Source organism: Arthrobacter sp. MYb213 (assembly GCF_002979915.1).
GTDB lineage: Bacteria > Actinomycetota > Actinomycetes > Actinomycetales > Micrococcaceae > Glutamicibacter.
Genome location: NZ_PCQA01000006.1, coordinates 37,340 through 49,415, shown reverse-complemented (window position 1 = coordinate 49,415; position 12,076 = coordinate 37,340). Strand labels below are relative to the sequence as shown.

Annotated in this window: 13 protein-coding genes and 1 tRNA gene; 5 read left to right on the top strand and 9 right to left on the bottom strand. The window is 56.4% G+C overall.

Going from position 1 to position 12,076, the window contains the following annotated elements; genetic code table 11:
* Nucleotides 1–92 precede the first annotated feature (92 nt).
* Nucleotides 93–881, bottom strand: coding sequence for an IclR family transcriptional regulator (locus CQ011_RS14040; RefSeq protein WP_105678340.1), 789 nt, complete (start codon nt 879–881; stop codon nt 93–95).
* 72 nt (nt 882–953) lie between these two features.
* On the bottom strand, nt 954–1,868 hold the full coding sequence (locus CQ011_RS14035) for a carbohydrate kinase family protein (protein ID WP_105678339.1): 915 nt from the start codon (nt 1,866–1,868) through the stop codon (nt 954–956).
* Between the two features lie 173 nt (nt 1,869–2,041).
* Between CQ011_RS14035 and CQ011_RS17695 the strand changes: the two genes are divergently transcribed.
* Complete coding sequence (locus CQ011_RS17695) at nt 2,042–2,248, top strand: hypothetical protein (RefSeq protein ID WP_146112630.1); 207 nt, start codon at nt 2,042–2,044, stop codon at nt 2,246–2,248.
* A 105-nt stretch (nt 2,249–2,353) separates the two neighbouring features.
* Here CQ011_RS17695 and CQ011_RS14030 read toward each other — a convergent pair whose 3' ends face one another.
* Together CQ011_RS14030 and cobA are read right to left on the bottom strand one after the other, a co-directional pair.
* Complete coding sequence (locus tag CQ011_RS14030; RefSeq protein ID WP_181148131.1) at nt 2,354–3,463, bottom strand: uroporphyrinogen-III synthase; 1,110 nt, start codon at nt 3,461–3,463, stop codon at nt 2,354–2,356.
* Entirely contained in the window at nt 3,460–4,473 is a 1,014-nt protein-coding gene (gene cobA, locus CQ011_RS14025; protein ID WP_105678524.1) for a uroporphyrinogen-III C-methyltransferase, read from the bottom strand. The genes CQ011_RS14030 and cobA overlap by 4 nt, the downstream gene beginning before the upstream one ends.
* Nucleotides 4,474–5,039: 566 nt before the next feature.
* Between cobA and CQ011_RS14020 the strand changes: the two genes are divergently transcribed.
* Both CQ011_RS14020 and CQ011_RS14015 read left to right on the top strand, forming a co-directional pair.
* Nucleotides 5,040–5,762, top strand: coding sequence for a sirohydrochlorin chelatase (locus CQ011_RS14020; RefSeq protein WP_105678337.1), 723 nt, complete (start codon nt 5,040–5,042; stop codon nt 5,760–5,762).
* A gap of 55 nt (nt 5,763–5,817) precedes the next feature.
* Nucleotides 5,818–6,486, top strand: a complete 669-nt coding sequence (locus CQ011_RS14015) for an alpha-ketoglutarate-dependent dioxygenase AlkB family protein (RefSeq protein ID WP_105678336.1) — start codon at nt 5,818–5,820, stop codon at nt 6,484–6,486.
* 4 nt (nt 6,487–6,490) lie between these two features.
* Here the strand turns inward: CQ011_RS14015 and CQ011_RS14010 are convergent, their stop codons facing one another.
* Nucleotides 6,491–7,435, bottom strand: coding sequence for an endonuclease/exonuclease/phosphatase family protein (locus tag CQ011_RS14010; RefSeq protein ID WP_105678335.1), 945 nt, complete (start codon nt 7,433–7,435; stop codon nt 6,491–6,493).
* Nucleotides 7,436–7,603: 168 nt separating this feature from the next.
* Here CQ011_RS14010 and CQ011_RS14005 point away from each other — a divergent pair, with 168 nt between their 5' ends.
* Nucleotides 7,604–8,848 (top strand): MFS transporter, encoded by a 1,245-nt coding sequence (locus CQ011_RS14005; protein ID WP_105678334.1) that lies wholly within the window; start codon nt 7,604–7,606, stop codon nt 8,846–8,848.
* A gap of 69 nt (nt 8,849–8,917) precedes the next feature.
* Here CQ011_RS14005 and CQ011_RS14000 read toward each other — a convergent pair whose 3' ends face one another.
* Nucleotides 8,918–9,352, bottom strand: a complete 435-nt coding sequence (locus CQ011_RS14000; protein ID WP_105678523.1) for a VOC family protein — start codon at nt 9,350–9,352, stop codon at nt 8,918–8,920.
* 194 nt (nt 9,353–9,546) lie between these two features.
* Here CQ011_RS14000 and CQ011_RS13995 point away from each other — a divergent pair.
* Nucleotides 9,547–9,619, top strand: a tRNA-Ala gene (locus tag CQ011_RS13995).
* 220 nt (nt 9,620–9,839) lie between these two features.
* On the opposite strand, the gene CQ011_RS13990 is transcribed toward CQ011_RS13995, so the two are convergent.
* From CQ011_RS13990 to CQ011_RS13980, 3 genes are all read right to left on the bottom strand, one after another.
* Nucleotides 9,840–10,439: an NADPH-dependent FMN reductase gene (locus CQ011_RS13990; protein ID WP_105678333.1), complete on the bottom strand. Its 600-nt coding sequence runs from the start codon at nt 10,437–10,439 to the stop codon at nt 9,840–9,842.
* 138 nt (nt 10,440–10,577) lie between these two features.
* A complete protein-coding gene (locus CQ011_RS13985; RefSeq protein WP_105678332.1) occupies nt 10,578–10,838 on the bottom strand; it encodes a hypothetical protein in 261 nt (86 codons plus the stop codon).
* Nucleotides 10,839–10,840: 2 nt separating this feature from the next.
* Nucleotides 10,841–12,046, bottom strand: a complete 1,206-nt coding sequence (locus CQ011_RS13980) for a S8 family serine peptidase (RefSeq protein ID WP_105678522.1) — start codon at nt 12,044–12,046, stop codon at nt 10,841–10,843.
* Between the last annotated feature and the right edge of the window lie 30 nt (nt 12,047–12,076).

Below are 12,076 nucleotides of genomic sequence, written 5' to 3'. Positions count from 1 at the left end.
CCTTTAGCGGTAAGTGAAGTAACTAACTGCTTCCATCATTGGCCATAGGGCGCATCTAGCACACGGGGGTTTTCACGGTGCTGTCCGGAATTTCAGACTGCGGGTGCGGGGCTGTTGCGCCGACCTTGAATCCGCGAGGTCAGCTGCGCGGCGGTTTGGCGTATTTGTTCTAGTAGCGGATCCCATTGATCTTCCGGAACTCGGTCCCCAAGGAAGGTGACGGCGACCGCTGCAACCGGCCAACCATTGGCATCTAATATCTCAACCGCGAGCGAATGGAAATCTGCGGTCACATCTTCACGCTCTACCGCGAAACCACGTGTGGCGGTCTGGTCTAATTCGCGGCGCAACTGCTGATAAGAATTTATCCCGCTGTCTTGAGCCCGGCTACTGAAACTTGCGGACCCCGGATACAACGCACGCACCTGAGATTTTGGGAGTGCAGCAAGAATGGCCCGCCCCGAGGCGGTCAAATGCGAAGGTAAACGCACCCCGACTTCGGTCACCAATGAGGGCCGTCCCTTGGCTCGTTCCTCCACAATGTAAAGCACATCCGCGCCGTGTAGGACCGCAAGATGGGCGCTTTCGCCCACCTTGTCAACCAGCTGCGCAATCAAAGGAGCGCCGAAGCGCGCTAAGGGTTCCTGACGCGTGTAGGCGCTGGAAAGCTCAAATGAGGAAACCCCCAGCCCGTAGGCTTTCTCCTCGGGGTAGTGGGCGATAAAGCCCTGTTCGAGCATGACGTTGAGTAGCTGGTAGACACTCGAGCGCGGTAACTCCAGCAGTTTAGCGATCATTGCTGCGGGGGTCGGCGATTTCCTGCTTGCCAGTAAACGCAAGACGCGCAGCGTGTTTTCAGCTGCCGGTACCTTGCTGCCCATGATTACCCCTTAGTCGAAATGCATACCTGCTAGGGAACTCTAGCAACACTGAGCGTCAACTGCCGGATGGGACTATGAAATCTGTGCCTGCAGGGACTCGTTGAGTGCTTCAAGTCGCGGTGGGTTAGCACCAGAAGTGAGCACGGTGAGCTCGGAGCAACGAGTCGCCTGAGTCAACGCGAACTCCAATTCACTCTGATCTAGAGCGGCACCCTTGGCGGTCAGCGCCTGAGCCAAAGAGCTATTAAGCAGCCCATGAAGCAACCCAGACATAAAAGCATCACCGGCACCGATAGTGTCGACAATCTTTACCGGACGTGAATGAACCATCACCTCGGTGTTTTTCGCGCGGGCCGTGGCGCCGCGCGCGCCGAAGGTCATGACCGCGAGTTTCGCGCCACGTTCCAAAATATGGTCAAGGATCCGCTGGCAATCCCATCCTGGATATAGCCACAGGGCGTCATCATCGCTGAGCTTGACGACATGGGACAGACTCATCATCTTTTCGATTTGCTTCACCGCAGTGGAACGCTTGCGGATGAGCTGGGGGCGCACATTGGGGTCGTAACTGCGCAACTGATCTGCAGGTGACGCTTCAAAGGCTTCAAGGACTTTTTCGCAACCTGGCGCCAGCCATCCAGCGATGGACCCGGTGTGTAAAAGTTGTGCCTCGGAGGAGGCCACTCCCTGGGGCAAGTCCCAAGACAAACTAAATTCGTAGGTCGCATCGCCCACTCCGTCTACGGAGACGGTTGCGTAACTGGTGGACTCTTGAGAGTAAGAGTCGGCCGCAAGTTTTACCGAGGAATCGGCTAGATGCGCTGAAATTAATGCTCCATGCTCATCATCGCCAAGGTCGGTAGTCAAGGTGACCTCATGGCCCAAACGGCCTAGCCCCACCGCGACATTCATCGGGGAACCACCTGGATGTGCTACGCCATCAACGATATCGGCTAGAGCTTCGCCAACCACCTGTATCTGTGCCATGACTCGATACTACGGATAATCACTTAGATAGCCACAATCGACTCTCGAACCAAGGTGTGTGGCTGGGCACCTCACACCGGCACCGCCGGTGAAAGAACAATCGGTTACCCAAAGGGGCATTGGGGCGCAATGGCCCCAAAAAATCACCAAATGAGGCTCGAAAAATAAGAGTAATGCGGTGGGATACAGACCGTATCGATGGCGAAGCAAGGCGCCCGAAGTCCTACGCCAAGCCACATCTTGTAATCGACACGGCGACCACAGTAGGCACGGCAAAAACTAGTAACGCGAATGCGGCTCAACGTTTGGGCTGGCATCAATTTCCGGTACTCGGTGGCCGGCGGTGCCCTAATGACATCGGCGCTACGATGCATTTCTAATCTGGCGCTGATCCGCTGGAAGCAGCGAAACACAAGACAGTCGGCCCACTGACCGAAAAAATGCCCTTATCGGTCAGTGGGCCAACTGCTTGTCATAACGCTTAGTTACACGTTTATCCGGTAACCACGTTTGATGACGGTAGTGATCAGGTCCGGGTGCGGCAGCGTGCGCCGCAAGCGGCTTAGCGTCATATCCAACGCGTGATTCGAAGATGTGGAGGGCAACACCGAGACAAGCTCTTCTCGGGTTACCACCGAGCCGCTGGCTTCCATGAGCCGGCGCAGAATCTCGGTCTGTGCCGGGGAAAGTTCGCAACGTTCACCATTCAGGCTTAGCGTGCGGCCACGCAGGGCGCAGTCGCCAAATACCGTCGAAGTGCTCAACGTGCCTAATTCACTGAGATGACCGACCAACTGCAGGATCATCGCACCCATACGGTGGCGCTCGGGAACCAATGTGCCGGTCACTCCGGCAGCTTCCAAGGGAGCAGCGGTGACCGGACCAACGGTAGCAACGACGACTCGTTCACTTAACGAACGAATCAGCGCCGCAGTACGATTGCGCGAGCGGGCGGCGGCGAGTAAGGCGTGCACGCTCGGTGCGCTAGTGAAGGTGATCGCGTCAAAATGGGCGGCACAAATACCCTCGACCAAGTTGGAGAGGTGCTGTTCTGAACTGGTATCGAGCCACCGGTACGGTTCCACCTTGAGCACTCGCGCTGCGCCGAGTTCACGCAGCGCCAACTGCAACCCATGATCGCTGTCTGCATGTAGCTGTACTGCCACGGTCTGACCGGTAATTTCATTCGCCAGTTGGTCTAGCAACCCGGCGGTGGTTCCGTCCTTGGCTACCGCGGTGGCGTGAAAGCCCAGAGCACGGACCGCACCGTGAGCCTTCGCCCCGCGCACATAGAGCTTCGCCGAGTTCAAACATTGGCAAAGCTCATGTCCGAGCCCGGCAGCCTCGGCAGAATCGAACCAGCGTCGCAGCCCGTATGCCGTGGAAATAATGACGGTTTCGGGGCGTAACTCGATCAACTTCTTAGTCTGTTCCACCAGCACCGCCTCATCATCTAACGGGGCAAGCTTCAGCAGGGGTGCGTGGGTGACTTCGGCTCCACGGCGTTCCAGCGCCTCGACCAGCTCCTCGGATCGCCGGTTGCTGGTTACTGCGATTCGAAATCCTGACAATGGCAGCGCTAATTGCGGGCTCATGCGTTGGCCCGCAATCCGGCAAGTTCCTCGGACAGTAGGCGTTGCGGTAGCGCCGCTACTTCGCCGATGACGATCACCGCCGGGTTGGCGCATCGTTCGGCCCGCGAAACCTGCGCCAAGGTTCCAAGCGTTGCATGGGTGGTACGTTGGTCGCCGGTGGTGCCGGATTCGATGATCGCGCAGGGCATCGTAGGGGACATGCCATGGTGCTGGAACCCGGAAGCCGTGTGCTCCAAGGTGGCCATGCCCATCAGAATGACAATGGTGCCGTCCAGACCTGTCAGGTGTTTAAACTGTTGTTCTTGAAGCGGGTCATGAGCCGAGATTACGGAGAACACTGTGTTTACCCCGCGCGCGGTGACGGGAATCCCGGCAGCGGCGGGAACGGTGATGCAGGAGCTAAGCCCTGGAACGACGCTCACCGCGACGCCTGCCTTGGTCGCTGCTGTGAGCTCTTCGAAGCCACGGCCGAAAACGAAAGGATCTCCACCCTTGAGCCTGACCACATTTGATCCGGCGAGAGCCGCGGAAAGCATTTGCTGTTCAATTTGGGCTTGGGTAACTTTGTGGTGGCCAGGGCGTTTACCTACATCTACGAGCAGTGCTTGCGGAGCAAGCTCTTGCACCCGGGCCGCGGGACCCAGCCGATCAACGAAGATTAGGTCTGCGTCGCCCAGTGCATTCACTGCGCGCACGGTCAGCAGGTCTAGTGCACCGGGTCCGCCACCGATCAGCGTGATCTGGCCGGTATCAGCGACAGGCCTACGGGTGATCACCGGTAGTCCGCGTTCGCGGGCGGCCTTCCGTAACGCGGTGAATCTTTCGGGGGATGCGTCGCAAATGACGAGCAAGGTGCACGTGTTCAGCTGCGAAAGTCCGTTCTCCGGGCTAGAAGCGCAAAGCACGCGGGCTCCGCGTGCGCAGTAGTGCGCGTTGGCCTTGCCTAGGCCCACAGGATCCCCGGCGAGCAGAATCGTGCACCCCTGGATGTCAAAGTTTTCATTGCTCATCGTCGTAGCTCGATTGCCAACTCGTATCCGGCGCTTCCTACAGCGCTAGATAGCGGGGCGAATAACGGTGTTCCGACGTGTAAAATCATCTGTCCCTGTGTTGCTTCTATCCATTGATGCGTGGATAAGCGGACCTTAGTTTTATGCGATATTTTTTCAGGTGCATGGCTTGACATGGGAATTCATCTCCACTTGGGTGGGTGTGGCTTGATGTCAAAAAGACTATAGGGCGGGGTTTACCCTGAAATTTCCCAATTGTTTCCATTGGAATAATTCATTTATAAAGTTGACGTGGGTGAAGGCAGACCACTTTGGAAATTTTCTTGCGGACTGGATGGACTGCCGCAGGGGTGAAAATCGTTTTACCCCGGTGAAACAATCGAAGCCTTTGACTGAAACACATGCCTCGTAGGCTGAGCACATCGGCTCGTACCGCACAGGCCGTAGCTAGCGAAGGGACGAGTTGTGAACCCATGCAAAAACCACGAACCAATAGACAGTCGGGGCTTATCGCTAAGCCATACACGCAGCATGGCTCCAAAGATGGCCGATACCGGTAGAACCGCATGAGCGCTGCAAGTGCAACCTTAACTCGGCAATGTTCTTTGGTCGCGGTCTCACACGGCACAAATGATCCGGCAGGCCAGCGTGCCGTCAGCGCCCTTGTTGCGCAAGTGCGCCGCGTAGCCGACTTCCAGGTACATCAGGCGTTTGTTGACGTGCAAGAACCCCGAGTAGGCGCACTGCTTCACGGATTACCGGAGGGAAACCAGTCATCGGTTCTCGTTCCGCTGCTAATCTCGCGTGGGGTACACGTCGACCAAGACCTTACCGAGGCGGCCGTCCTTAGACCGGCTACTCGCGTGGCCGCAGCTCTCGGTCCGCACAAGTTGCTCGCTCAGGTAATCGAGCACCGACTTGTGCAGGCCGGTTGGTTACCTGGTGAACCCGTAATTCTCGCCGGGGCCGGAACTCGTCTGGGCCAAGGTACACAGGACTGCCACCAAGCCGCGGCGCTTTTAGCCGAGCGTTTAGGAGTGCCGGTGAGTGCAGCTTTCGTTGCGGCGGCCGAACCTGCACTAGGACAAGCCGTTGCCACGGCACGGGACGCTGCGCCGCAGCGCCGCGTGGTGGTGGCCAGCTACCTGCTGGCGCCCGGATATTTTCAATCCTTGATCGAGCGTTGCGGCGCCGAGCTGGTCAGTGGGCCGTTACTGGCAGCAGATGAGCAAGCGCCGAGGGAACTAGTGAATCTGGTACTAGAACGTTTTACCGCCGCCTGCGAGTAACCCCGGATTGCGCCGGTAGTTGCCTGCCGAAGCCAAAACACGGCACAGTGGAGCTATGCAGTCCCTCTTTGACGACGGTGCTTTCGGCCGCGAGCCGCAGACCCTGAGGCCCGGCGCAGTACATGTACCCGGATGGCTCACAGCCGAGCAACAAGATTGGATCACCGAGCAGTTTCTTAGCTGGGGACAAGGGCCAGTGCCGCCGCATTCCACCTTAGTCAACGGGCATCCTATGAAGGTCAAAACCGTGTGCCTTGGATGGCATTGGGGCAACTATCAATACACCCGTACCGCCGAGGACCTCAACGGGGCGCCAGTCCCGCCAATGCCAGACTGGCTTGTTGCACTAGGTCGGCGCGCGGTGGCCGAGGCCACCGCAGATCCGGTTAACGCACAGGCATACAACCCAGATGTGGCGATCATCAATTATTATCCGCCCGGTTCAACCATGGGAATGCATCAGGACGCGCAGGAGAAGGTCAATGCACCTATCGTTTCACTGTCTATTGGGGACAGTGCAAATTTCCGTCTAGGAAACAATGAAACGCGGACCAAGCCCTATCAGGATGTGAGGTTGGCTTCAGGAGATCTTTTTGTTTTTGAAGGTCCCGCCCGCTGGGCCTTTCACGCGGTGACCAAGATTTATCCGGGCACCGGGCCTGCACACTGGAAACTGGGTGGCGGACGAATCAACATCACCCTGCGCGAAACAGGGTTGAGCTAGGTCGTCAGGACGACGCCAAATCGAGGGTGGCAAACACTGCTCGATGATCAGAATCGCCGAGCGACAGTGTACTAGCCGATCCCGTATCAAGGCCACGAACCATTACATGATCAATTTTCAGCACGGGCACCGGGCGATTTGGCCAGGTCATGCCGAATCCCCAGGATTCGTGTGGAACTTCTTCGAGCTGGTCAGAGATCGGAGTGAAATGCCTGTCGGTGCTGGTCGCATTAAAATCGCCGAGCGCAATGATTTTTGAGCTACGGTCGCGAGCCATGATTTGCCCCAAATTCCTGAGCATCGTATCTCGCTCTTCATGGTCCAAGGGGCGTGCCGACGCCGCATGAACCGCATATACGGTCACCTGTTCAGTTTCCGTTTGTATGCGCAACTTCGCAGCTCGCGACCAGCCCAAGCCAAGATCCAAAGGCTGCTGATCCAGGATTGGATACTTGCTGTAGACGCCTACGGTTCCTACCGAGAACTGATGTGGGTGAGAATCAGTTAAGAGCTGTCCCACCTGTTCGGCTTGTCCCTCACCAAGTTCTTGCAGGCTGATTAAATCTGCACCCTCAGCCACTAATCCTTGAGCGGAGGCAGCCGCTCCATCTTGATGCACGTTTTGTGTGGCCACCGTGAATTTATCTACAGGTTCCGGCGGGTTTGCGGGAATGAAAGCTGCACCAAAGATCCATGCCCACGCGATGGCGGGTAATAACAAGATTAGGAAGGTGATCCGGCCACGCACCAGCATGGCTAAAAGTAGCAGCACAGGTATCCCAAAGCCGAGCCACGGGGTCAAATTGTCGAGGAACAAGCCAAGCCCAGCGCGCTCTGGAAAGCTTCGATGGGCTACAAGCACTACCGTGAGTGCTAGGGACAAGAGAACTATCAATAACCTCCCGGCCAGCCGGCCGGCGGTCAGACGATGTTGGGCTGCATTGGACATGAGGATTCCAGATTGCCACACGTTGCTGGCAGAGCCATGGATTGACCGCGGAATACTGATATCGAGTTATGCGTTGGGCAAGCTAGAGAGAAAGTCATTACGATTGTTACTGGCGCCAACGTTGTCGTACGAAGTGCAAAATCCATTCGCAGCAAAGTTAGAGGCACCATGAATCAATTAACGCCACCACGATATTTAGAAGGCAGAGCCCTGCTCTTCGCGATTATCGCCTTAGGCATGGGTGGCTTTGGCATTGGTGTCACCGAGTTTGCCATGATGGGTTTGTTGCAAGAAGGTGCCACCGATCTAGGTGTGAGCAACTCACAGATGGGCCTAGTGATTAGTACCTACGCCATCGGAGTGGTGGTTGGCGCTCCGCTACTGACGGCCCTCGCTGCAAAAATCTCCAAAAAACGAGCGGTGCAAATTCTGATCCTGCTCTTCGCCGTCGCAAACCTTACCTCGTTCTTTGCTGCGGACTACAACACCATGTTGTTTACTCGTTTCCTCTCCGGCTTACCGCACGGTGCTTACTTCGGTCTGGCCGGTGTGCTGGCTGGAAACATTGTCCCGGCAAGTATGCGTGGCCGAGCCATTGCCTGGGTCATGCTTGGCCTGTCTGTGGCGAACGTTGCCGGTGTTCCCTTGGTGACTCTGCTTGGTCAGGCAACCGGTTGGCGCTCAATGTTCCTCGTGGTCGCCGCGGTGGGCGTACTGACCTTTGTCTTGATTAGCCTCTTTGTGCCAATGCGTAAAGCTACCCAAGGTGCCAGCATGCGCCGGGAACTTTCAGCTCTCAAGAGCGTGCAGGTGTGGTTGGCCATGGCTACAGGCATTGTTGGCTTCGGCGGTTTCTTCGCGGTTTATTCTTATATCTCGCCCACACTTACCGACGAAACCGGGCTGGATATCGCCCTCGTGCCGCTGGCCTTGGGACTCTACGGTGTAGGCATGGTGGTCGGTTCACTCATCGGAGGCCGGCTTGCCGACTGGTCCATCTTCGGCGCGATCAAGCTTGCCAGCGTGTTGATGGTTTTCAGTATGCTGACTTTCGCCGCGGTTGCCTCGTGGGTAATCCCGACCTTGATTATGGTGTTTGTCCTCGGAGCCGTCGGATCATTGCTCATTCCGAGCTTGCAGACGCTATTGATGGACTCTGCCCCGCACGCGCAGTCGTTGGCGGCTTCGCTGAACCACTCAGCATTGAATGTGGCCAACGCCCTGGGCGCTGCCTTAGGCGCCATGGTGATTACCGCAGGCTTCAGCTATCGTGCACCGTCCATAGTGGGCGCGATTCTGGCAGCACTTGGATTGCTCATCGCGTGGATCACCCAGCGTCGAGCACAAAAAATCGGCCTAGTTATCGGTGCTGACGCGGTGCTGGAACGAATCGACGGACCGGCAGAAAAATAGTCATGCAGCAGGTAATGCGAGGGGCGAGGATCAAAGGATCCTCGCCCCTCGCATTACCTGAGCTGCTAGTTAGCCTTCTTCGCTTCGCACCGCACTGATGTTGAACATCCAGCGCACCCCAAACTTGTCGGTGAGCATCCCAAAGGAATCTCCCCATGGAGCCTTGGCCAGTGGTTCATCAATACGCGAATCAACCGAGAGCTTTTCCCACCATCCGGTGAGTTTTGCTTCGTCGGCAGGGTCGGTGGCATCACTGCTGAGTGCGATGGTGCCGTTGCCGGTCACGTTCATTTCAATGGGGGCGTCGGAGCCCATCAGATGCAATCCACGGTCGACGAATAATGAAGAATGCATGATTAGGTCGGCGGTGGCAGGGTTGCCGTCATTCATGCCTTCTTGAAAGGTCATGGCGGAATATTCGCCACCAAAAATCGAATGGTAATGCTCCATCGCTTCTCGGGCGACACCACCAAATACCAAGTAAGGAGTCATAGCAGTAGTCATTGGGGCAATGCCTTTCGCCGAAGTTTGTTGGACCGATAAGTCCACCATGCACATTCTTCCACCGGGAACCAGCTATGGGAAGAGTTGCTATGACTGGCCTCTCTATGGTCCGATTTGGAATTCTTCAACAAGCTCCGGTAGAGTTATATCTCGGTTCACCGGTCCAAAAGATCGCGGGAATCAAACCTTCATCTGGGGGTATGGCGCAGTTGGTAGCGCGTCTGCATGGCATGCAGAAGGTCAGGGGTTCGAATCCCCTTACCTCCACAGATTAAAATCCCGGCATCACTTTTGCGAGTGATGTTGGGATTTTCTCGTTTCACCAGTAGCTCGTGATTGAAGCTCAGCAGATCTAACACTGATCGCTATCTTTCAAAAGAGTTCGTTGGATAAGCTGGACTCTGCACGGTTTGACTAGCAGGTAGAGAAGGATCCACGTTGCTCGTACTACCGATGTAGACTAACCCATGGTTCGCGGTGAACCTACTTATCCGTGCTGTGGATTGAGATCCCCGATATGTCCTTCGGCATTTGCATCGAGCACGCGGGCTACGAACCCGGCATACTCACCCATATAGTGCTTCAAAAAATCCGAGGTGGATTTATTCAGTACATTGCCTTCAACATCAAAGTCTTCTTGATTAAAGGCTAGATAGACCTCGGGGGAGTTCAGCTGAGGTGAATCCAAGAAACTGAGCACGCTACGCATTGAGGACTGCATGACGGCGGTGCCAATGGCTCCCATGGAGGCACCGACAAGTCCGCTGGGTTTACCGGCGAACGAATTTGTACCCCATGGACGTGACGCCCAATCGATAGCATTTTTCAATGCGCCTGGAATGGAGCGATTGTATTCTGGGGAAATGAAGAGCAGCCCGTCTGAAGCTTCGATGGCGCTTTTGAGTTCCTTACCTACGGCAGGGAAATCTTCGTCATAGTCGTAGCTGTACAGCGGTAGATCCTTAATCGGGATCTCGGTGAAGCTCAGGTTTTCCGGGGCCAATTTGATCAGGGCCTTGGACAACGTACGGTTGATGGATTTCGTGGCTAGCGAACCGACAAAATAGCCAATGTTGTACTGTCTCATAGCTCTTAGTTCAGCACCGATCCGCGTCCACGTCTAGGACTTTCATGCAGGTGCAAGGTGGCCTTGACTTGCCCTGAAGCGCAACTCAGCGACGCGCACCACCGGTGCGCGTCATGCTGGAAATGCTCAGGTCAATGCCTACTGTAGTGGGTCTTTGGGGGAAGGCAGACGATAAACTTTATCCTCATCTACCGACTGCACTCCTTCGATTTGTTCGAGCTGGCCGCGCAACTGTTCATTGCCGTGCCCGATCACCTGGCCCAAAGTATTGAGCACTTTATTTACCCGCAGTCCTGAGGATTCAAGCGAGCTGACTACTTGCGCCATCTGGGCGGTGTAGGTCGCGGTGACCGTCACGATATAGGTATGCGATACCGAATCCGGTGAGGCCTGATTCATGGTTAGGCTCCTGCGTCCGCGGCTGGTGGAGGTGCTTGGGTGAGCCCGGAGCCCACGTCCACGGAGAATAACTCCAAGCGACGGCCTTCCTGAACCAGCTCGGCCCAGAGCTCGCGGGCGCGGAAGCCGGTAGCTTCTGCGAGCAGCGCGGCAATGCCTGCCACATGTGGAGTAGCCATCGAAGTGCCACTGATGGTGTTGTAGCGTTCGGCTCCCGGCCACGAAGAGTAAATGTTCACGCCAGGACCGGAAGTATCGACCTGGCCACCACGACCGGGCAGAGTACGAGCAGAAAAATCTGCGATGTCTAAGGTGTTGTCCAAGGCGCCGACGGCCATAATATAGGGACTGTTTGCCGGGGCCCCGACGAATCCCGGATTGCCTTGGGAACGCTGGGCGTTATTACCTGCCGCCGCGATAATCAGTGAACCAAGTTCCAAGGCTCGGCGCCCGGCGGTCACATAGGGAGGGTGAACTTGCTGCACATCGGCGCCAAGAGACATTGAGATGACTTGGCATTCGTTTTCCAGAGCCCAATCGATTCCTGCCAGAATAGTCGCGTCGGAACCGGACCCATTGGACCCGAGCACTTTGCCAGCGTAGATTTCTGCACCCGAGGCCACGCCATAACCGCGGCCATCCGCCACGGTGCGCGGGCCACAAGAGGTACCTATGCAGTGGGTACCGTGGCCATGCCCATCCTGAGCATCCTCGCCATCAACAAAAGACTTAGAGACCACCGTGCGTTCGGCAAAATCTGGGTGAGCCAAATCGAATCCGGTGTCCAACACGGCAACCTTGATACCGGCGCCGGTGTATTTGGAATCGGCTGCGCGTACTGCCTGCAAGCCCCAGGTGAACTTGTCGGTGTCTTCATAAGTCGTTGGCAACGGTGCTACCGGCTGGTCAGTCAACGCGTAGTAAATCATCTCCGGAACCACCCGCGCTGGCATCCGCTCACTGGTACAACGCGCCTGAAATTCGTCAAGCTGATCATTTTCGCTGCTCACCACGGCGATACCAAGACGTGGGAAGTATTCGGTGACACCATAACCTTGGGATTCGAGGATCTGTGGCACATCTTCGGTCAACGTACGGATTCTCATAGACGGTGAATCGAGGTGCTCGGGCGAATCAAAGACCAGCACGTAACGGCCGGGGATAGCAGTGGCACCAGAACGGAGAAAAGGAACCTCTGGGGTGAACATGGTCGACTCCTTCGAGATCGGGTCATCTTC